At 72.7% G+C, this 20,552-nt stretch carries 18 protein-coding genes; 7 read left to right on the top strand and 11 right to left on the bottom strand.

Features of this window, described 5'->3' with window-relative positions:
• Positions 1 to 49: 49 nt before the first annotated feature.
• The 3 genes from ACIBBD_RS36255 to ACIBBD_RS36245 form a co-directional block, all read right to left on the bottom strand.
• A complete protein-coding gene (locus ACIBBD_RS36255) occupies positions 50 to 589 on the bottom strand; it encodes a hypothetical protein (RefSeq protein WP_399423940.1) in 540 nt (179 codons plus the stop codon).
• A gap of 28 nt (positions 590 to 617) precedes the next feature.
• Entirely contained in the window at positions 618 to 3,485 is a 2,868-nt protein-coding gene (locus ACIBBD_RS36250; protein ID WP_399423939.1) for a DNRLRE domain-containing protein, read from the bottom strand.
• A gap of 394 nt (positions 3,486 to 3,879) precedes the next feature.
• Entirely contained in the window at positions 3,880 to 4,686 is an 807-nt protein-coding gene (locus ACIBBD_RS36245) for an SDR family NAD(P)-dependent oxidoreductase (RefSeq protein WP_399423937.1), read from the bottom strand.
• Between the two features lie 88 nt (positions 4,687 to 4,774).
• Here ACIBBD_RS36245 and ACIBBD_RS36240 point away from each other — a divergent pair, with 88 nt between their 5' ends.
• The 3 genes from ACIBBD_RS36240 to ACIBBD_RS36230 all read left to right on the top strand — a co-directional run bounded on the left by ACIBBD_RS36240 (position 4,775) and on the right by ACIBBD_RS36230 (position 8,944).
• On the top strand, positions 4,775 to 5,626 hold the full coding sequence (locus tag ACIBBD_RS36240) for a helix-turn-helix transcriptional regulator (protein WP_399423935.1): 852 nt from the start codon (positions 4,775 to 4,777) through the stop codon (positions 5,624 to 5,626).
• A gap of 285 nt (positions 5,627 to 5,911) precedes the next feature.
• A complete protein-coding gene (locus ACIBBD_RS36235; RefSeq protein WP_399423933.1) occupies positions 5,912 to 7,390 on the top strand; it encodes a PHB depolymerase family esterase in 1,479 nt (492 codons plus the stop codon).
• A gap of 123 nt (positions 7,391 to 7,513) precedes the next feature.
• Complete coding sequence (locus tag ACIBBD_RS36230) at positions 7,514 to 8,944, top strand: tannase/feruloyl esterase family alpha/beta hydrolase (RefSeq protein WP_399423931.1); 1,431 nt, start codon at positions 7,514 to 7,516, stop codon at positions 8,942 to 8,944.
• A 22-nt stretch (positions 8,945 to 8,966) separates the two neighbouring features.
• On the opposite strand, the gene ACIBBD_RS36225 is transcribed toward ACIBBD_RS36230, so the two are convergent.
• A complete protein-coding gene (locus ACIBBD_RS36225) occupies positions 8,967 to 9,446 on the bottom strand; it encodes an MSMEG_6728 family protein (protein WP_399423929.1) in 480 nt (159 codons plus the stop codon).
• A 125-nt stretch (positions 9,447 to 9,571) separates the two neighbouring features.
• The gene (locus ACIBBD_RS36220; RefSeq protein ID WP_399423928.1) at positions 9,572 to 11,848 is read right to left on the bottom strand and encodes a catalase; all 2,277 of its coding nucleotides are present in this window, start codon (positions 11,846 to 11,848) and stop codon (positions 9,572 to 9,574) included.
• A gap of 575 nt (positions 11,849 to 12,423) precedes the next feature.
• On the opposite strand from ACIBBD_RS36220, the gene ACIBBD_RS36215 reads away from it, so the two are divergent.
• Positions 12,424 to 13,896 carry an FAD-binding protein gene (locus ACIBBD_RS36215; RefSeq protein ID WP_399423927.1) on the top strand — a complete coding sequence of 491 codons (1,473 nt, stop codon included), beginning with the start codon at positions 12,424 to 12,426 and terminating at the stop codon, positions 13,894 to 13,896.
• A gap of 380 nt (positions 13,897 to 14,276) precedes the next feature.
• Here ACIBBD_RS36215 and ACIBBD_RS36210 read toward each other — a convergent pair whose 3' ends face one another.
• The 3 genes from ACIBBD_RS36210 to ACIBBD_RS36200 form a co-directional block, all read right to left on the bottom strand.
• Positions 14,277 to 14,561: a hypothetical protein gene (locus ACIBBD_RS36210; protein ID WP_399423926.1), complete on the bottom strand. Its 285-nt coding sequence runs from the start codon at positions 14,559 to 14,561 to the stop codon at positions 14,277 to 14,279.
• Entirely contained in the window at positions 14,527 to 15,270 is a 744-nt protein-coding gene (locus tag ACIBBD_RS36205) for a class I SAM-dependent methyltransferase (RefSeq protein ID WP_399423924.1), read from the bottom strand. The genes ACIBBD_RS36210 and ACIBBD_RS36205 overlap by 35 nt, the downstream gene beginning before the upstream one ends.
• Positions 15,271 to 15,357: 87 nt before the next feature.
• The gene (locus ACIBBD_RS36200) at positions 15,358 to 15,819 is read right to left on the bottom strand and encodes an SsgA family sporulation/cell division regulator (protein WP_399423922.1); all 462 of its coding nucleotides are present in this window, start codon (positions 15,817 to 15,819) and stop codon (positions 15,358 to 15,360) included.
• A 329-nt stretch (positions 15,820 to 16,148) separates the two neighbouring features.
• Here ACIBBD_RS36200 and ACIBBD_RS36195 point away from each other — a divergent pair, with 329 nt between their 5' ends.
• Positions 16,149 to 16,433 (top strand): WhiB family transcriptional regulator, encoded by a 285-nt coding sequence (locus ACIBBD_RS36195; protein WP_399423920.1) that lies wholly within the window; start codon positions 16,149 to 16,151, stop codon positions 16,431 to 16,433.
• On the opposite strand, the gene ACIBBD_RS36190 is transcribed toward ACIBBD_RS36195, so the two are convergent.
• Together ACIBBD_RS36190 and ACIBBD_RS36185 are read right to left on the bottom strand one after the other, a co-directional pair.
• Positions 16,388 to 16,729: a DUF3140 domain-containing protein gene (locus ACIBBD_RS36190; protein WP_399423918.1), complete on the bottom strand. Its 342-nt coding sequence runs from the start codon at positions 16,727 to 16,729 to the stop codon at positions 16,388 to 16,390. The two genes, ACIBBD_RS36195 and ACIBBD_RS36190, sit on opposite strands and share 46 nt — an antisense overlap.
• Positions 16,730 to 16,737: 8 nt before the next feature.
• Entirely contained in the window at positions 16,738 to 16,974 is a 237-nt protein-coding gene (locus ACIBBD_RS36185) for a DUF2945 domain-containing protein (protein ID WP_399423917.1), read from the bottom strand.
• A gap of 541 nt (positions 16,975 to 17,515) precedes the next feature.
• On the opposite strand from ACIBBD_RS36185, the gene ACIBBD_RS36180 reads away from it, so the two are divergent.
• Positions 17,516 to 19,135, top strand: coding sequence for a hypothetical protein (locus ACIBBD_RS36180; protein WP_399423916.1), 1,620 nt, complete (start codon positions 17,516 to 17,518; stop codon positions 19,133 to 19,135).
• Here ACIBBD_RS36180 and ACIBBD_RS36175 read toward each other — a convergent pair.
• Positions 19,132 to 19,554, bottom strand: a complete 423-nt coding sequence (locus ACIBBD_RS36175) for a winged helix-turn-helix transcriptional regulator (RefSeq protein ID WP_399423915.1) — start codon at positions 19,552 to 19,554, stop codon at positions 19,132 to 19,134. The two genes, ACIBBD_RS36180 and ACIBBD_RS36175, sit on opposite strands and share 4 nt — an antisense overlap.
• Before the next feature lie 88 nt (positions 19,555 to 19,642).
• On the opposite strand from ACIBBD_RS36175, the gene ACIBBD_RS36170 reads away from it, so the two are divergent.
• Positions 19,643 to 20,467, top strand: coding sequence for an NAD(P)H-binding protein (locus tag ACIBBD_RS36170; protein WP_399423913.1), 825 nt, complete (start codon positions 19,643 to 19,645; stop codon positions 20,465 to 20,467).
• The last annotated feature ends 85 nt before the right edge of the window (positions 20,468 to 20,552 follow it).

The raw sequence follows: 20,552 nt of genomic DNA, 5'->3' as shown, positions 1-20,552 counted from the left end.
CGCGCGAGGAGCGCTCCGGGGCACCGGGCTTTTCGGTGGTGGGCTTCGCTCAGCGCAGCTCGACCGTGAACGAGCACCAGGCCGTCCACGCGGATTCCGTCGCACCGTCCTTGACCCTCACGCGCCAGCGGTAGGCGCCGTCGGTCAGCGTGCCCTCGGGCAGCTGGTACGCGGCGTCGTGGCTGGTGTCGCTGGTCAGCTGCTTGTGCGTGACGGGCGCCCCGGCGGCCGTGTCGACCTCGAAGAGCACCTTGCGACGTGGGCCGGGCTCGGCGGACTCGACCGTTCCGGGCGGGGCCACGGCCTCCAGGGTGGCGGCCAGGGTCGGGGTACCGGAGGTCACGACCGGGTCACCCGCCGGGCTGCCGCACAACTGGAAGCCCGCGTACGGCCCGTTGGAGATCCGGGGGGCCTCCGGGGTGGGCAGGAGCAGGTCGTTCGGCCCGTCGTCCGCGGCGGCGGTGACGGTGGGCTGCGACGAGGCGCCGGCGATGGCGAACGGGGCCGCGACGGCGCCGATCGCGCAGGCCGCCACCAGGGCGAACACAGCGCGCCCCGGCCTCTTGGGAGACGTTTTCCGCACACGCATGACTGTCTCTTCTCTCCTCATCGGGCGGCTACTTGACGTAGAGCGTGTGGCCGGGTTCGGGGGCCTGGATCTGGGTGCACTGGTAGGACGTCCAGCGGTGTTCGGCGACCAGCCGCTTGCCGACCTCCTGGCAGCCCGCGAGGTTGAGCAGGTCCTCGTACTTCGTCCAGGCGGACGCCGTGTTGGGCTTCAGCCGGTTGGCCGAGGTGTAGGCGGCCGCGTTGGCGCCGGCGCTGACTCCGTCGGTGCCGTCCCACCGGTAGTGCACACCCAGCCAGACACGCCCGACGGCGTTCTCCGCCGCGGCGGCCGAGATGGTGGAGTACGTCCTCGTCACTCCGAGGGCGTTGGGGTCCTCCGTGGTCGCCGTCCAGGTGATCTGGTCGGTTCCGAACCAGTCCTGGGTGGCCCTGGCCCAGGCGCCCGCGAAGGTCGCGTGGCCCGAGACGTACGCGGGGAAGGCGGGGCTGAAGTGGTTGCCGTTGCGGTCCTGGGACAGCGGCTGCCAGTTGGGGTCGGCGGTGGTGCCGGCGTTGCCGTCGCCGTCGAGGCGGACGGCGCTCTCCGGACGCCACAGGTCGATGGCGGTCTGGTACTTCATGTCCCAGGCGACGATGCCGGCGTCCGCCATCGCGAACGCGGTGAGGGCGAACAGCTTGGCGTTGCCCGAGACCGTCATCCCCTGCTGGCGGGAGAGGATCTGGGTGTGATCGAAGAGCTGACCCGGCGGCTTGTAGGTGCCGTCGAGGTCGTTCGCCCAGAACAGGGCCGCCTGCGTCTGGTCGGCGGTGCGGCTGGTGGACTCCGCGCCGCCGAGGTTCTTCACGTCGTTGACCTGGGTGGCGTACGCCTGACTCGGCAGCAGCGTGCTCATCTGCGTGTGCCCGCCGGGCCCGGCCGTGCGGAACTGGGTGCTGGACGCCATGCCGAACGGCTTGACCTTGCCCCACTCGGGGGTGGCGCCGTCACCGGTGCCGGTCGGCCTCCAGAAACCGGGCTGGGTGCTTCCGGTGTACGGGGCGGCGGGCGCCGAGCCGTCGTTCTGCCGGGCGCTGATCATCGCCGCGGCGGCCTTCTGACCGACCTCGGTGCCGGCCGCGCGCTGCGCGGAGGTGACGGCGGCCGGGATGGTCGAGCGGGCGGCGGCTATCTCGTCGTCGAAGTTGTAGCCCGGGAAGACCGACCGGAGGACGTCGAAGGCGGCGTGGTCGATGGCGCTGTTCACGTCCGGCACGGCGCCGTTGGTGGCCGTGGCCTTCACCAGGTAGGCGGCGCCCAGACACTTGGTCGCGCCCTCCGCGCAGCGCGCGGAGTTGGCGGCGTCGTAGATCGCGCCGTGCATCATCGCGCCCGCGCGGGCGAGGGGGCCGGGCGCCCCGCCGACCTGCCGGTAGGTCGTCTGGAGCACGTCGTTCCAGTAGACGACGTGGTCCTTCACCGGGTCCGGGGGAGTCTCGTACGTGACGAGGATCGACGGCGCCTGCGGCGTGTCGGCGGAGGCGAAGATCTTGAACGCCTTGTAGTCCGTCTCGTCGGTCGCCCGCAGGCCGACGGTGTCCACCGCGCGGTCGGTCTGCGACCACTGCTTGACGAGGGACGTGATGTCCTCCCTGATCCACCGGGGGCCGCAGTCGGTGAACCCGTGCGTCTGGGTGGACGTGGTCACCTTGGAGCGCCAGGCGGGCTGGCTGTTCCAGCGGGTGGCCGTCGACGCGTTGCCGGTGTCCCAGATCTCCCAGGACCGGGCCTCACAGGAGTCGGACCAGGTCGCGTACAGGTTCAGCTCGGCGTTGAGGATGTCCTGGCCGGTGACCGAGGCGCTGCGCGGGAAGTTGATGAACGAGCGGGCCTCGGTCTTCTGCCACTCCCGGCCGACGTTGAGGCCGGCGTTCGCGGAGAAGTCGGCGGTGTCGCCGTTGCGGACGAAGGTGTCGAAGTTGGTCCCGAAGTACACGGCGGGGTCGATGGTGACCGGGTACTTCGTGGTCTTGTCGGCCAGGAAGCCCCGGTCGGCGCGGACCGTGAGGTCGAAGCCCCCGTCCTGCGGGACCACGTCGAGGTCCACGCGGGCCTTGCGCGCGCCGACCGCGCCGTCGCCTCCCGCGGAGGCGTCCCACATGAAGGGCGTCGGCGCGTGGCCGACTTCCTCGCCGGTGCGGGCGTCGGTCAGCACCAGCGACTCGTCGGCCTTCTGTGCGGCCTCGAGCCCCTCGGCCCGCACGGGGAGGGTGAAGGAGGCGGCCTGCTGTGCCGCCTGACGGTCCGCCACCACGAGGTACTGCTCGAAACCGGTGCGGGTCGCCTCGACGACCAGATCCGTCCCCGGCGCGACGTCCTCGTACGTGGCCTTCGGGCCGTTCAGCTTCGGCTCGGGCAGAGCGCCCTGCCAGCCGAGGGCGATCTCCCGCTCGCCGTGCCCGAGGGTGACGAGGTCACCGCCCGAGGCGCCGGTGCGCCCGGCGAGACGCAGACCGCGCGGGTGCGCCTTGGCCCGTACCGAGCCGTCCGGGTTCTTCACGAGGTCGACGTCGACGCTGACCCAGCGGCCGTTCTCCCGGTAGCGCACCGGCCCGGCGAAGGACTCCTGGGACATGGTGCCGTCGGGGTTCGCCCACAGGGTCGTGTTCTCGGTGCGGGCGCCGATCACTTCGATGCGCCGACCCTGCGCCTGGGCGGTGAGCCGCGCGTTCACCTCCTCGCGTGCGGTGGCGGACGCGGTGGGGGCGGCGGCCCCGGCCCGGGTGGTGGCGGCCACCGGCTCCGCGGCGGTGGCGACGGGGGCGAGGCTCAGCGCGACGCCGGCTTCGGCGAGGAGAACCAGTGCCAGAGGAAGGGCGAGGCCGGGGGTCCGGCCCCGTCGAGCCGGTCCGCGGGACCGGCTGGTGGATCTGTGCACGCCGTACTCCTTCTGAAAAAGGGAACAGACGTGCGACATGCTTCCAATGATCCAGTTGTAATGTCCACGCTCCGTCTCACTGCTGACGCGTGATCATGCCAACGCCGGAACGTGGAACTCCGTACCGTGCCTTCGCCGTCCGCTCGGTGCGTATCCCGGGAAAAGAGGCGGTACCGGATCAACGCGTACGAGTCAGGCATTCCTCGACCCGCTCCCGGAAGGGGCGGCTGCTTACCGCGCCGACGACCCGCGTCGGCCACCGCGGCGGCGGCATCGGCAGTTCCGCGTCCAGTTCGGCCATCGCCGCCGCCCGCCCCCGGCGTGCTGGTCCACGGGGGGACGGCACCCGGCCCGTCGGGAGCCGTCCCTCCCCTCCGGCGGTCCCCCCGCGCACTCAGGCGCGCATACCCCCGTCGACGCGCAGGACCGTCCCCGTGACGTAGGAGGCGCGGTCGCTGAGCAGCCAGGCCGCGGCCTGGGCGATCTCCTCCGGGTCGGCGGCCCGGCCCAGCGGGGTGCGGGCGTTGAGCTCCTCGACGATCCCGGGAGAACTCGCCTCCCACCTGTCGATCATCTCGGTCAGCGTGGTGCCGGGGGCGATGGCGTTGACGCGGATGCCCTCCGGGCCGTACGTGACGGCAGCCGACGCGGTGAGGCTGTTGACCGCGCGCTTCACCGCGCCGTAGGCGGGCAGCCAGGGGTTGCCCATCAGACTGCCCACGCTGGACGTGTTGACGATGGCCCCCGTTCCCGCGGTGGCACGTATGGCGGCGATCTCGGCGGACATCGCCAGCCAGGGCCCCTTGAGGTTGACCGAGTACACGTGGTCGAAGTCGCTCTCCGCCAACTGGTCCATCGGGCCCGGCGGCTGGATGGTCGCCGCGTTGTTGAAGGCGACGTCGAGGCGGCCGTAGAGATCCACGGTCCGGTGCACGGCGGCGCGGAGGGAGGCCGGGTCGGCCAGGTCGCAGCGCACGTGGTGCGCGGTGCCGCCGGCCGCGCGGATCTCCCGCGTCACGGCCTCGAGCTGGGACTCGGTGCGGGCCGCGAGGAGCACACGGGCGCCCTCCCGGGCGAAGAGCCGGGCCGCGGCGGCGCCGATGCCCCGGCCGGCGCCCGTGACGAAGGCGACCTTGTCGGTGAGCAGACCCGTGGGGGCGCCGGACGCGAGGGGCGGGACTGCGGTGGGTGTGTTTGCCATGACCATGAGCCTGCGGCCCGTCGTCGTGCCCATCCAGGCACCGGCGGTACCTGGATGGGCCGGCCCGGGCCCGCGCACACTGGCAGGCATGGACCGACGAGAACTGGCCGGCTTCCTGCGCGGCAGGCGCGAGCGGATCACCCCCGCCGACGTGGGGCTGCCCGCCGGACCGCGCCGCCGCACACCGGGGTTGCGCCGCGAGGAGGTGGCGCAGCTCGCGTTCATCTCGACCGAGTACTACACACGGCTCGAACAGGCGCGCGGACCGCAGCCCTCCCGCGAGGTGCTCGCCCACCTCGCCCGCGCCCTGCGCCTGACGGACGCCGAGCGCGACCACCTCCACCATCTCGCCGGAACGCCGCCCGCGCTCCCGCCCGGACCGTCGCGGGAGGTGCGGCAGAGCATCGTCGACCTGCTGCACCGGCTTCCGGAGGCCGCGGCGATCGTCCTGTCGGCGACCTACGAGGTGATCGCCTGGAACGCTCTGGCCGCCGCTCTGATGGAGGACTTCTCCGCCCTCCCGCGCCGCGACCGCAACCTAGTCCGGCGGGCCTTCCTCGGCCCGAGGAAGGACGGCCGCCGGCTGTACGGGGTGTCCGACGCGGAAGAGTTCGCCCGCACCTCCGCCCAGCACCTGCGCGCCGCGGCCGCCCGCTATCCGAACGACCCCGAGACCGCCGGGCTCGTCGCAGAACTCGTCGCCGGGAGCGAGGAGTTCGCCCGGCTCTGGGCCGCCCACGAGGTCACCGCCGGGCCCACCCTCTGCAAGACCTTCGACCATCCCCTCGTCGGCACCGTGGCGGTCAACTGCGACGTCCTGGACATCGCCGACCTCGACCAGCGGGTCGTCATCTACACCGCGACCCCCGGCTCGCCGTCGGAGGAGGCCCTCCGTCTGCTGTCGGTGATCGGGACCCAGCGCATGGGCGTGCCCGGCTGAGGCGTGGTGCGGAAGGCCCTGGACCTCGGTGCGCACCGGGGGGACCGGCGGGCACGGTGGTAGCAGACGCCGCCCGATGACACAATCCGTCCGCGTTCCCCTCGGACCCGGCGGGCTGTGGGGCCGCCCGCCATACCGTTGCCCGTCAAACGACCCCTACGGTGCCGGGCACCGGGCCGCTCTCGCCGCCACACGTCCACCACGTGAGCGAGCGGCCCGGTGTCCCCGCAGGTCACCGAGGGAGCCGCCATGCCGTCGTCACCGTCCCGGGGAGCCGTCCCCCCGATGTCCCGTACGTCCTCCGCGCCCCGGGTGGTGCGCAACCGGAGAGGGACGCCGTCCCGGTTCCTCGCCGTCGTCGCCCTCGTGCTCTCGGCCGTCCTGGCCGGCCCCGACCCGACCGCCCACGCCGCGGTCGGCCTGACCAGGGTCGACGGATTCGGCGCCGATCCGGGGCAGCTGACCATGTACGTCCACCGGCCGGCCTCCCTCCCCGCGAAACCGGCGGTGGTGATCGCACTGCACGGCTGCACCCAGGACGCCCAGGGGTACGCCGACCACTCCGGACTGCCCCGGCTCGCCGACCGGTACGGGTTCCTGCTGGTCCTCGCCGAGACCACGACCTCCAACAACCCGAACAAGTGCTTCAACTGGTTCGGGACCACCGACAACCGCAGGGGCCAGGGCGAAGCGGCGTCGATCCGCCAGATGGCCGCCCACACCGTCTCCGCCTTCGGCGCGGATCCCGGCCGGATCCACGTCACCGGTCTGTCGGCCGGGGGCGCCATGACGGCCGTCATGCTCGCCACGTATCCGGACGTCTTCCGGGCCGGTGCGGTCGTCGCCGGACTGCCGTACGACTGCACCAAGGACACCGGCCCCTACCTGTGCATGAACCCCGGAACCGACAGGACCCCGGCCCAGTGGGCCCAGCGCGTCCGCGACGCCCACCCCTCCTGGTCCGGCCCGTGGCCGCGGGTGGCCGTCTGGCACGGCGAGAAGGACACCACCGTCGTCCCGCGCAACGCCGACGAACTGCGCGACCAGTGGACCGCGGTGCACGGCCTGTCCCAGACACCGAGCCGCACCTCGGTGATCGGACCGAACTCCACCCGCCGGGAGGAGTACCTGGCCGCCGACGGCTCCGTGGCGGTCGAGGTGAACCGGGTGCCGGGCATCGGACACGGCACGCCGGTCGACCCCGGAAGCGGCACCGAGCAGTGCGGCAGCACCGGTGCCGCCTACTTCCTCGACTCGATCTGCTCCAGCTACTGGATATCCCGGTTCTTCGGACTGGCGGGATCCGACTCCCCGCCCGGTTCGCTGCCCGCCCCGACCGGCCTGACCACGACCGGAGCCACCGACACCGCCATCGGCCTGCGCTGGAACCCGGTCGACGGAGCCACCGGCTACGTCGTCCACCGCGACGGCGCCCCCGTCGCCACGCCCGGCACGACGTCGTACACGGACACCGGCCTGTCCCCGGGCTCGTCCCACGCCTACACGGTCGCCGCCCGCGACGCCGACGGCGGGACGGGGACCCCGTCGGGGCCGGTCACCGCGCGGACCACCGGCGCCACGGCCGTCTGCCGGACCGCCACCAACCACGCCCACGTCCAGGCGGGACGTGCCACGACCAGCGGCGGCTACACCTACGCCACGGGTTCCCAGCAGAACATGGGCCTCTACAACGTGTTCGTCACCCACACCCTGAAGGAGTCACCCACCGGCTACTTCACCGTCGCGGACGGAGCGTGCCCCTGACTGTCATGGCGGCGACCCACCCAAGGGGACCGGCCGTCATGGCGGGCCCACACATGGTCGTGCCCCTGACGGACCGCCTAGCCTCCAGCCCTCCCGTCCCTTCCCGCACCCAGGAGGCCACCCATGGTCCCGCTCCCCGGAGCCGTCTCGCCCCCACTCGGACGCACCCTCCTCGGCGCCCTGGTGCTGGCCGCCGCGGCAGCCCTGCTCCCGTCGCAGGCCGGTGCCCGGCCCGTCACCGGGCCGGCCGCTGGCCACTGCGCGCACCTCTCCCACGTGAGAGTGCCGGGCGCCGCCCATCAGCGGGCCGACTGCCTGGACGAGCTGACCACGGCGGGAACCGTGGGCTCGGGCCACACCGACCCGGCCGACTGGGCGGGACTGACCCCCGCGAACCTGGCCGTCCCGGAGGGGGTGCCCGGCATCCAGATCGACGGCTACTTCCCGGACACCTCGGCCACCAACACCAACCACGGCTGGAACCACGACGCACAGTTCGTCGTCCGGCTGCCCGACCGCTGGAACGGCGGCCTGGTCGTGGCTGGCACCCCCGGCAACCGCGAGCAGTACGCCAACGACCGGGCCATCGCCGACTGGGTGCTCGATCGCGGATACGCCTACGCCGCCACCGACAAGGGCAACACCGGCCTCACCTTCCACCGCGACGGCTCCCGTCCCGGAGACGCCGTCGCCGAATGGAACACCCGCCTCACCCAGCTCACCCGCGCCGCTCGCACGGTGATCGCCCAGCGCTACCACCGGCCACCCGCACGCACCCTGGTCACCGGGATGTCCAACGGCGGCTACCTCGTGCGCTGGCAGTTGGAGAACCACCCCGAGCTGTACGACGGCGGAGTCGACTGGGAGGGCACCCTCTGGCGCTCCGACGGCCCCAACCTGTTCACCTTCCTGCCGTCCGCCCTGCGCCACCACCCCGTCCACGCGGCGGGCGGACCCGCCGCCGACCAGGCACGCCAGGACATGCACCGCGCGGGATACCCGGCCGGCTCGGAGTTCCTGTGGCCCTTCCACCACCGGGTCTACTGGGACCTGACCCAGCGCGTCTACCGGGAGGAGTTCGACCCCGCCTTCGACGGCGCGACGGAGGCCGGCACGCCGTACTGCGCCCCGGGGTCCGCCCCGGGCTGTGACGCCGACTACGACTACCCGACCCGCCCCACCGCAGTCCACGAGGCGGTGGAGCGCGTCTCACTGACCGGCCGCATCGGCAGGCCGCTGATCACGATCCACGGCACCCTCGACGTCCTGCTCCCGATCAGCCGGGACTCCGACGTCTACGCCCGCATGGTCCGGGAGGCGGGCCGCGGCGACCTGCACCGCTACTACCGCATCGAGGACGGCACCCACACCGACGCCCTGGCCGACAGCTTCCCCGACCGGCTCCGCCCCCTCCTGCCCTGCCACCGCTCGGCCTTCACCGCGCTCGAGGGCTGGCTCGCCACCGGCCACCGCCCACCCGCGAACCGCACCGTCCCCCGGCCGGCCCACGCCGACCCCTCGGCCCTGCTCACCGGCTGCCGCCTCGACGGATGAGGTCCGGGAACCGGCATGACGGTCACACCTCGCGCCCGGTGATTCGGTCCGAGGCCGGCCAGACGTACGGCAGATCGTCGGGGACGTCCGGGAAGAGAGGCGCGTAGAACGCCGGATCCTTGCGGACGAGCGCCGACCGGTGACTGCGGTGGAACGCGGGATCCCCCAGCCACGGCGGCAGCTCACCGTCCTCGGCGAGCTGCTCCTGCGTACGGACGCCGGCCCCGCCACCTCGCGCGCCGAAGCCGGCCACCAGCGAGGCGGCGCAGGTGTCGGCGCGTCCGGCTGCCGTCCACACAGCGCAGACGTCCAGGCCGTAGCGGACCAGCGCCTCCTCGTACCCGGCCCACATGCGCACCGCCGGATGGTGCCGCCAGCCGTAGCCGACGACCGTCAGGCCACGCAGCACCTGCAGCGCCTCCACGCGCTGCTTGCCCAGTCGGCGCGGGTCGAGCGCGGCGGCCGACGCCGTGAAGCCGGGATACGGCAGGAAGGTCTGCATGCTCCATCCACCGCACGAGGAGAGGGCTCCCGCAACCGCGGGAGCGGCGCGTGCGGGCCGGTGGGCGCGCGGACCCGTGGGACCCGCGCGCCCGTGGACGGCCGCCCGACCCCGTCCGGGCGGGATCAGGCGGCGATGAACCGGTCCCAGACCCGGTGTTCGCCCATCAGGCGGACCACCTGCTCCAGGGCGGCCGTGCCGGTGTCGCCGACCGCCACGCCCGCCGCGCCGGTGGGTACGCCGGCCGCTTCGAGGGCGGCCTCACCGCCGGCCCAGGCGCCGATGGCCTTGCCGTGCCGGAACGCCTCGGACACCAGCAGGGTGACGCGCGGGTCGCCCGCCAGGCCCTGCGCGGCCGCCGGGTACGCCTTGGCGTCACGGGCGCCGTACGCGTCGCTGCCCACCCCGGGCGTCCCGGCCAGCAGCACCGCGTCGAACTCGACGGACCGCGCGGTGGCGTAGGTCCGCTGGACCGTCACCGCTCCGTCGCCCGAACCGAGGACGCCTCCGGCCGGTGCGACGACCAGGGGAACCATGCCGGCCTCGAGCACCGCCTCGCGCACGGCGCGTACGCCGTCCAGGTCACCGTCCGGACCGACGACGACGCCGATGATCCGGCCGTCCGTGGGCCAGCTCCGGCCGACCTGCGACAGCGCCGGGCTGGGCTCGACGTCGGCCAGCGGCACGGTGGGCTCCGGGGCCGGCAGACCGAGGCCCGCGGCCACCTCGGCGCACAGCACCGGGTCGATGTTGGCCAGGACCTGCAACGCCCGTTCCTTGACGGCCTGTTCGTAGCACTTGCCGAGTTCGAAGGTGTAGGCGCCGATGATGTGCTCGCGCTCCACAGGGGACATGCTGAGCCAGAAGCGCCGGGGCTGGCTGAAGTGGTCCGCGAACGACTCCGGCGCCTCCCGCACCTTGCTCGCCTCCGGCACGCGCACGGGCGTCTCGATGTAGGCCCCGGTGTCCGCTCCGGCGGTGAACGGGCAGCCCCCGTCGAGGGAGTTGGGCCGGTAGGGGGCGACGCCCCGGTGCACGGCGGTCTGGTGCATGCCGTCGCGGTGCATGTCGTTGACGGGGACGTGCGGGCGGTTGATCGGCAGCTGCGGGAAGTTGGGACCGCCCAGGCGGGTGATCTGGGTGTCCAGGTAGGAGAAGAGGCGCCCGGCGAGCAGTGGGTCGTCGGTGATGTCGATGCCGGGGACGAGGTGGCCGACGTGGAAGGCGACCTGCTCCGTCTCGGCGAAGAAGTTCGATGGATTGCGGTTCAGGGTGAGCAGACCGACCGGCTGCACCGGGGCGAGTTCCTCGGGCACGATGTTCGTCGGGTCCAGCAGGTCGATGCCCTCGAAGGTCTGGTCCGGGGTGTCGGGGAACGTCTGGATCCCCAGTTCCCACTGGGGGTACGCGCCCGCCTCGATGGCGTCGGCGAGGTCCCGGCGGTGGAAGTCCGGGTCGACGCCGTTGATGATCTGCGCCTCCTCCCACACCAGCGAGTGCACTCCCAGCTTGGGCTTCCAGTGGAACTTCACCAGCGTCGTACCGCCGTCCGCGGCGACCAGGCGGAAGGTGTGGACGCCGAAGCCCTCCATCGTCCGGTAGGAGCGCGGGATGCCCCGGTCGGACATGTTCCACAGCGTGTGGTGGGTGGCCTCGGTGTGCAGGGTGACGAAGTCCCAGAAGGTGTCGTGGGCGCTCTGCGCCTGAGGGATCTCCCGGTCCGGATGCGGCTTGCCGGCGTGGATGATGTCGGGGAACTTGATGGCGTCCTGGATGAAGAAGACGGGGATGTTGTTGCCGACGAGGTCGAAGACGCCCTCGCTGGTGTAGAACTTCGTCGCGAATCCCCGGGTGTCCCGGACGGTGTCCGAGGAGCCCCGCGATCCCAGCACCGTGGAGAAGCGTACGAACACCGGCGTCTCCTCGTCCTCGGCGAGGAACGCGGCCTTGGTGACCGAGGCCGCCGTGCCGTAGCTCTGGAACACGCCGTGCGCCGCCGCGCCCCGGGCGTGGACCACGCGCTCCGGGATGCGCTCGTGGTCGAAGTGCATGATCTTCTCGCGCAGGTGGTGGTCCTGCAGCAGCACCGGCCCACGGGGCCCGGCCTTGAGCGAGTGGTCGGTGTCGTACAGTCGCGCGCCCTGGGCGGTCGTCAGATAACTGCCCGACTGGGCCATCCGCGCCTGTTCCGCTCCCGTCGGCTGTCCCGTCGGGGACACGGTGTCGGGGCCGGTCTGGTCCGGCTTGGGCGGAAGCGGCTCCCGGGGCTCCGTCGGCTCCGCGACCGACGGGGACTCGGGACCGGGCTTCCCGGGAATCCCCTCCTCCGGCGCCGCGCCGTCGGCGCCCAGGCTTTCGGTGATCTTCTGGGCCGCCCGCTTGAGGGGATTGGTCTCACTCATCAGGTGACATTCCTCCGCTTCGTACCTGACCACGGTCGGCGTGGCCGCCTGTGCACGTGCCCACGACCGGCCAGCCGACGGGCAAAGCTCTCAAAAGGGTCATTCGGTGTGCCAAGCTCTCACGCTCCGCAGAGCCGCGCACCAAGCGCGCACCGATGGGGTGAACGCCGTATGCGCGTACCCACGCAGCGCAGGTGCGCACCTGTGAATCGGAGGGCGACAGCGGTCGGGGCCGAACGTGCCGGACCCGGACTCGATCCTTCCCGCGTCGTCGCAGCGCGACCCGCTCGCACCCGGGTGGGCCTGGGCCCTGGCCACCGGGTGCGAGCGGCCGGCTGAGGGCGGGCCAGGCGAAGACATGATCGAGCTCGCCGTGTGGTGGTCGCGGTCGCGGCCCCCGTCGGGCACGCCCGGAGCCGGCTGCCGGGGCCGTGTGCCGTCAGGTCCGCCCGTGGACCTGTGGGCCGGTGGAATCCGGCGCCGTGAACCGGTGGAATGCGGCACCAGGGGGATCAACTCCCCTTAGGCTGTCGGAGATTTTGCCATTTCCCGTCGTTTGAGAGGTGGTTGTGCGCATGTCCCGCACACCGTCAAGACGCACCGTTCTGCGTGGGCTCACGGCCACGGGTGCGGCCGTGATCGGCTTCGACCCCGCCTCCCGGAGCTGGGCCGCGACCACGTCGGAGTCCGGCACGGAGCTCGCCGGGATTCCCCGGCTGGTCGGGACCCTCCTCACGGACGAGCCGTCGCTCACCGCCGCGGCCGACGACTACGGCCACATCGTGCACCACCGCCCCGTCGCCGTCCTGCGCCCCGGTGCGGTCCGCGACGTCGTCGCCATGGTCCGGTTCTGCAACGAGCACTGCCTGCCGGTCGCGCCGCGCGGCCAGGGACACGCCCCGTTCGGCCAGGCGCAGGTGCGGGGCGGCCTGGTCATCGAGACCACGCCCCTGGCGGACATCGGTCCCGTGGGGCCGGACAGCACCACCGTCACCGTCGGCGCGGGCGCCCGATGGAGCGACGTGGCCAAGGCGACCCTCGCCCACGGCCTCACCCCGCCCGTCTTCACCGACTACCTCGAACTCTCCGTCGGCGGCACCCTGTCCGTGGGCGGCATGGGCGGTCAGGTCCACCGGCACGGCGCCCAGGTCGACAACGTCACCGAACTCCGGGTCGTCACCGGGACGGGTGAACTGGTCCGCTGCTCCCCGTCCCGGCGCGCCGACCTCTTCCACGCCGTCCTGGCCGGCCTCGGCCAGTGCGGCGTCATCGTGGAAGCCACCCTGCGCCTGGTGCGCGCGCCCGAGACCGTACGCCACTACCAGCTGTCCTACGACGACCTGGAGACCTTCCTCGACGACCAGCGCGCCCTCGTCGAGGAGGGCCGCTTCGACTACGTCGAGGGCCAGGTCTTCGCGGACGCCGACGGGACCTTCCGGGTCTACACCCTGGAGGCGGTGGCCTACGGCCCGCCGGCCGGCCCCGCACCGGACGACACGGCGCTTCTGCGCGGCCTGCGCCACGACCCCTCCCGCGTCCACAGCGCCGACCTGCCCTACTACGACTTCCTCGACCGGCTGGCCCCCGTCATCGCGGCCATGAAGGAAGCCGGCGTCTGGACGTACGCCCACCCCTGGCTCAACCTCATGCTCCCCGGCGACTCCGCCGCCACCGTCAGCGCACGGATCCTGGACGCCCTCACCCCGGCCGACCTGGGCCCCGGCGTCATCCTCTTCTACCCCCTGCTGCGCGACCGCCTCACCACCCCGCTGCTGCGCACCTCCGACGAGGACGTGTCGTACCTCTTCGACATCCTGGGCGCCACGCCGCCGAACGACACCGCCGCCGTCGAGCGCCGTCTGGCGGCCAACCGCGCCGCCTACGAGGCCGCCGCCGCGGTCGGCGGCACCCAGTACCCCGTCGGCAGCATCCCCTTCACGCCCGCCGACTGGCGAACCCACTTCGGTCCGGCCTGGCCGGGGCTGGAGGCGGCGAAACGGACCTATGACCCTCGGGGCATCCTGGTCCCGGGCCAGAACGTCTTCTGATCCCGTCCCTGTGGGCACGAGCTCCTGGCAGACGGGTCGTCGAGCACGAGCGGCCCGTCCGCCGGGAGCCGGCCTCCCCTGTTCGCGGGCGCAGCCCCGGACGCCTCGCGCCCCCGGCCGGCCGACGAGATCCGTCACGCGAACCTCTGGGCTTGCTCAAGACGGGCTTGAAGCGCTCGGGACGCGGGGCATCCTCGGGGCAGCCGGTGCGAACGCCCGGCAGGTCGGGGGGAAACCATGCTGATGACGCTTGTTCTGGTGGGTGCGGCCGTCGTGGGGCTGCTCGCCTTGTGCACCTGGATGATCCGTCGGGCGTGGCGGCGGGCGTGGGACGACTTCGGCCGGTCGGCGTCCGTCGGCGGTGGCGGTACCGGGCGTGGTCAGGGGGCCGGGCGTGGCCACGGGGTCTGGGTGGCGGGCAGCTCGGGAAGTGCCGGATCGACTACCAGGTTCGGCGACAGCTCGCTCGGCGACTCGTCCTGGTACGTCACGAGCACGTCGTGCGACGGCTCGTCGAACGGTTCCTCGTGCGGCAGCGGCTCGTCCTCCTGCGGGAGTTCGTCGTCGTGCGGCAGCAGTTCGTCGTCGTGCGGCAGCTCCTGCTGAGGTGAGCCGTTGCCGCCTGCCGCGCTATGGCGTCGGCGGGATGCGGTAGACGGACACATGGGAGCGCGACTCGGCGGTGAATTCGGTGCCGTTCCAGTCCGCGTCCCTGGACTCGAGTTCGAATCCCGCGAGTTGGGCCATGAGGTCGAGCTCGGCCGGCCAGATGTAGCGGTGGGGGCTGCGGTACAGCCGGGCCTGGTCGGTCTCGTCGAACCAGAAGTGGTGCGACACGACCCGCTGGTGCAGGACGTCGTAGGTGTCGAGGCCGATGTAGCCGCGTGCCGACTCCCACACGGTCGCCGCCTGGCCCGGTGGGAGCCTGCGCAGCTCGGGCACCCAGAGCTCGATCACGAACCGGCCACCGGGCGTGAGATGGCGGGCGGCGTTGCGGAAGCACTCGACCTGCTCGGCCTGGGTGAGCAGGTTGGAGATGGTGTTGTAGACGAGGTAGACCAGGCTGAACCTCCCCGGGGCGACGGTGGTCGCCATGTCACCGATGATCACAGGGACCGTCTCCTCGTCCGCCTTGGTCCGCAGCCGCTCCACCATCGAGGGGGACAACTCGATGCCGGTGACGGGGACTCCTCGCCCGGCGAGCGGCACGGCCACCCGGCCGGTCCCGACGGCGAACTCCAGTGCCGCTCCGTCGCCGGCGAGCTCGGCGAGGCGGTTCACGGTCGGCTCCAGGACCTCGGGGGCGAACATGCCGGTGCCGGGTGTGTCGTAGCGCCGGGCGGTATCGGCGTCCCAGATGTTCTCCTGCTGCATTCGGTCAACGCTCGCCGGTGTCCCTGCGCGATGTCCACCGGTTTTCGGCTCGCGGGACCGCGGGCGGGCGGTGCGGCGGTCCTCGGGTCATCCGCGCCGCAGCAGCCGCTCCAGGATGTCGTCCCACCGCAGGTGGGCACCTTCCTCACCGGCGGGCACCACCGCGAAGGTCGCTTCCAGCCAGTCGTGGAACTCGGCGGCCGGCACGTACAGCACGGCGGCGCCGTTCCTGCCGCGCAGCAGGATGCGGGCCGTCTTCGTGCCGTGGCAGCGGCAGGGCGGCCAGACCCGCACGTCACCGTCTCCGGACGGTGCGCGCAGACCGGTGTACAGCAGATCACGCGAGAAGACCCAGGGCGGGACGCCGTCCGGCGGGCCGGGGAAGTCCATGCGCACGGCGAGCGGGTCGGTGGGGTCGTAGCGGAAACAGGTCTCGACGGGTATGGCTTCGGTCGGGCTGACGACCACCAGGACGGTCAGGTCGAGGCGAAGAGGCTCGGGCGGCCGACCGGACCGTGTCCCGTTCGGCGGGTTGGTCGGGTGGTGCATGGTGTCTCCCGGAGCGAGTGGGAAGCGGTCCCCGGGGACTGGCGGCAGCGCAGTCCGGGATGGGCCACGCACTTACTTCCCGCCGGCCGGGGGAGTCGGATGCGTTCCGGCCCCGCCGGATTCCGGTGTGCGCGTCCGTGGGGTGTGCGGGGCAGCCGGTGCGCTCGCAGGGAACCGTGCTAGGCACACCACTATCTGGACAAACACGCCAAATGACTCTAATTTGATGTGAAACCTCTGCCGGGTGAACGACATACGAGACGCCGGACGGCGCAGGCGGCCTCGCGGCCCGACGCTGCTCCGTTCGCCCCAGCTGGGTGGAGGACACCGTGAACTGGCGTGAGCTGGCCGCCTGCCGCTCTGAGGACCCCGAGCTCTTCTTTCCCGTCACCGAGGACGGAGCGTCACTGCCCCAGATCGAACGGGCCAGGCAGGTCTGCCGCCGCTGCCCCGTCCTGCACGAGTGCAGGGCGTGGGCCCTTCGGTGCGGCGAGACCGACGGGGTGTGGGGAGGGCTCACCGCGCGACAGCGCAGGGCCTTGTCGGGCCGGGCGGACAGCCACCGGCCTCAGCTGCCGGCGAGAGGGTCGTGGCCCCAGTTCATCAGCGAGTGACGCCAGCGCGTGTCGCTCACATCGCCGGACGGGCGCTGCGCGAGGTGACGGTGGATGTAGCCGTTCACCTTGCGCATGTGCGCGTAGTCCGCGTCCGACAGGTCGCTCTGCTTCTTGCGCAGGATGCCGACGATGGCGCGGCCGGACGCGTGGCCGGTCGACTCGCCTCCGTCCTTGTGCTGTCCGGCCGCCTGGGAGTCGTCGGTGGCCAGCCACTTCTCCAGCGCGGACGGTGTCATGTTGACCAGCTCGCGGAACGTCTCCCACGTCTCGCGCTGCTCGTCCTCGGCCGGCACGCCGACCCCTACTTCTTCTTCTTGAGGGCCGACGGCTTGTGCACGGCCGTACGGCCGGACTTGTCGCTGCGCACCTCGTACTGGGGGTCGTCCGGTGAGGCGTCCACGGTGCGTCCGGCCGCCTTCGTCCGCTTGGTGATCTTCTTCTCCACGGTGCCCGTGGTCTCACTGCCGTGGCTCCGCCAGGCGACCTTGTCGCCCTTGGCCGGCTCCTTCTTCGACGAGCTGCCTTTCGCCTTCGCCATGGGTCGTCCTCCTCCTGGGAAGGTCCGGTGCGTTTCTGTGCCCCCTACCACCCTGCAGTCACCCGCCACCGTCCGCACCTGGGCGTGGTGCCGCGGTACGGGGTCGAGCGATCGGCCGGGATCAGTGCCGCGGGAGAACGGCCGGGGCGCGGCGATCACGGGTCGTCACCCCTGCCGGACTGGCCGATCACGCGGTCAGGCCTCCGGCGGACACCCCTGCCCGCGCCGCCGCCGACCCGGCGGCCGGCCGAGTCCCCATGGCGCGCCGGCGTCTGCGCGGACGGGTCTCCTCCTTCCCGGCGACCTGACACGGTGTCCTGCGCCCAGGACGACGAACCGGAACCCACGGAGAGGCTGTTCACCGGCTCTCTGGTGGGGCCGGACGCCTGGTGGTGGTCCTCGCGGTGGTGGCGGTCCGGGTGGACGGGCTCATCGCCCTGTCCGACCGACTCGGTTCGGGGGACGGCCCTCCGGCGGCCGGGCGGGACGACCGTTCCAAAAGCACGCGACCGTCGCCCACCCGTCCCGGCATGATGCTTCCGTGAACCCTGTGCTGAGCGGCCTCGCCGCCAACCCGGCCCTGCCGAGCGAACTGGTCGACCGGCTGATCGTCGTCGCCGACGCGGAAACCGCCGGGGTCCTCGCCGACCGCGCGGACCTCAGCCGGGCACAGGCCGTCGCGCTGGCCGCGCGCGTCCCGGAGACGGCGGTGCAGCTCGCCTACGAGGGCAAGCTGACCGCTGCCGACATCGATCCCGTGGCCCAGCCGGACGCCGCGCTCGCCCTCCTCGACGAGGGGGCCGGCGACCCCGAGTGGGCACGCCACTTCGCACGGGCTCCGGTCGCCGCGCACCGGGAGAAGCTGGCCGCCTGCCCCGGTCTCCCGCAGGATGTGCGGGAGACGCTCGCCGCCGACGCCGACGTTCGGATCGTCACGGAACTGGCCCTGTGGACCACACCCGACACGGCCGCAGGGCTCGCGCGGCACCCGCACGCCGGGGTGCGCAGCGCGGTGGCCGCCAACGAGGCGACGCCACCGGACGTGCTGGCGATGCTCATCACGGGTGACGGGCTGACGCCGGCCCGGCGGTGCCCGGTCTGCGACACGGAGGAGACGCCGTTCACGCACGACCCGTACTGTTCGCGCCCCGACTGTGACCTTCCCCGGGGTGCCGCGTGCGACGGCACCCACGAATCCACCCTGCACGAGATGTACGGCCGGGCGATCGACAACCCCGCCACCCCCACCGCGGCCGTCATCGGCTTCGCCGACCACCCCTCGCCACTGCTGCGCCTCCGACTCGCCGCCCGCACCGACCTGCCCCCCACGGTGTACGACCGGCTCGCCCGCGATCCCGTTCCCGGCGTCCGCGCGGAACTCGCGGAGAACCCCGCGACCCCCGAGCCCCTGATCCGTACGCTGGCCGCCGACCGCGGCCATGACGTACAGCGCCGACTCGCGCACCATCCGCGCGTACCGCTCGACGTGCTCGCCGACCTGACCCGCGTCACCAGGATCGGCCCGACCCTGCTGCCGAGGATCGCCCTCGCCTCGTCCTCCGAGGTCGGAGAACTGGCCGGGTCACCCCATCCGACCCTGCGGATGCTCCTGGCCGCACGACGCGACCTGCCGGCCGGCATCCGCGACGCGCTGGCCGCGGACCCCGACGCGAAGGTCCTCGCGTCCGTCGCACCGCACCCGGGCCTCTCCGAGGCCCAGCTGCGTTCCCTGACCGAACGGCACGGGGTCCGGGTCATCGCCAAGGTGGCGGCCAACCCCGACGCCTCCCCGGCGCTCCTGGACGACCTGGCCCGACACCGGCCGCCCGTGCCCAGGGCCCTGCGCGAGATCGGCCGGCACCCCAACGCGACGGCCTCGGCACTGCTCGCGTGCCTGGCGGACCCGCGGGCGCGCCCGCGGGCCGCCGCGCATCCGGCGCTGCCACCGCCGGCCATCGTGGAACTCCTCAGCGACGACGACGGGCAGGTGGCCGAGGCCGCCGCCGCCAACCCGTCCCTGCCTCCGGAGGTGATGTCACAGCTGCTGCGGCGCCTGTCGAGCAACGCGGGGTACGCGTCCGCGCCGTCGGGCGTCGGTTCACCCGGCTCGACCGAGAGGCGTCCTCATGGGAAGCCGGCCCGACCCACGACACACCTCTAGCGGATGGCGTGGTCGGGGTGGGTCCGGTCGTACGCCTCCCGCGCCTCGGCGATGACCGCGCGGTGGGCGAGAGACCAGTCGGCGAGCGCCTTGACCAGGTGGGTCAGGCCGACCCCGGTCTCGGTCAGCCGGTAGTCCACCTGGGCGGGGACGGTCGGGTACACGGTGCGCAGCACGAGACCGTCGCGTTCCAGCCTGCGCACGGTGAGGGTGAGCATGCGCTGGGAGATGCCGTCGACGGCGCGCTGGAGTTCCCGGAACCGGCGCGGCCCGCCGGCGAGTTCCACGATCACCAGCACCGACCACTTGTCCCCGATGCGGTCCAGGACGTCGCGGATGCCGCAGTCGGGGTGGTCCTCGCGCCCGCAGGGGTCGAGGTCGGCGGGGGCGGTGGTTACCGCGGTGTGCGTGAGTGACATCGAACTGCCTTCTTGTGGCCGGTACACGGGCGGTCGAGGATCAAGCCTAGTTACCGAAGAGAACCACGACGGAAAGACGGCGACTGACATGATCCTGGTGACCGGAGCGCACGGCAGCCTCGGCTCGGCTACTCTCTCGGCGCTGCGCGCCCGCGGCGCCCTCGCGACGGGCGGAAGCCGCACTCCCGGCGAGGGGATACGGCGTCTCGACTTCGACGACCCGGTGAGCCTCGACCTCGCCGGGGTGTCGACCCTCGTGCTGGTCTCCGCCGGGTACGCCGAGGACGACCAGGTCGTCGAACGGCATGCGGCGGTCCTGGCCGCCGCCGTCCGGGACGGCGTCCACCACGTCGTCTACACGAGCCTGACCGGGGCCGGCGACCATCTCGGTTTCGCGCTCGCCCACCGCGCGAGCGAACGACTCGTGCGCGCGAGCGGACTGGCCTGGACGATCCTGCGCAACGGCCTCTACGCCGAACTCTTCGGCGGCCTCCTCATGTGGGCCGACGACGGTGTCGAATCCGCGTTCGCCGACGGTGCCCTGGCCGCGGTCGCCCGGCAGGATCTCGCCGAAGCCGCGGCGACCGTCGCGGCGGACCCGGCACGGCACGCCGGGCACGTCCACGAACTCGTCGGTACGCCGATCACGGCGGGACAGGTGGCCGACCGGCTCGGAGTGCGGCACCGGACCATCGGCCTGGGCGAGTACCGGCGCAGGCTCCTCGACGAAACGCCGGGGCTGCTGCCGTTCCAGCCGCCCATGCTCGCCTCGATCGCCACCGGCATCCGGCACGGATTCCTGGACGGCACCACCACCGAACTGGCGAACCTCCTGGGCCGCCCGGTCCGCGACCCCCTCGCCACGGCCGTCGCGGCCGCGTCCGCCACGAGGGCGGGGGCCCGCGCCCGGTGAGAGGCCCTTGCCACCACTTCGTTCCCGGGCACCGGGGACCGCTTCGTTCCCGGGCACGGGGGACCGCTTCGTTCTCGGGCACGGG

The sequence above is a fragment of the Streptomyces sp. NPDC051315 genome, from assembly GCF_044455165.1.
GTDB lineage: Bacteria > Actinomycetota > Actinomycetes > Streptomycetales > Streptomycetaceae > Streptomyces.
Note: the sequence above shows the minus strand (reverse complement) of the source record. Positions and strands in the feature narration are given on the sequence as shown.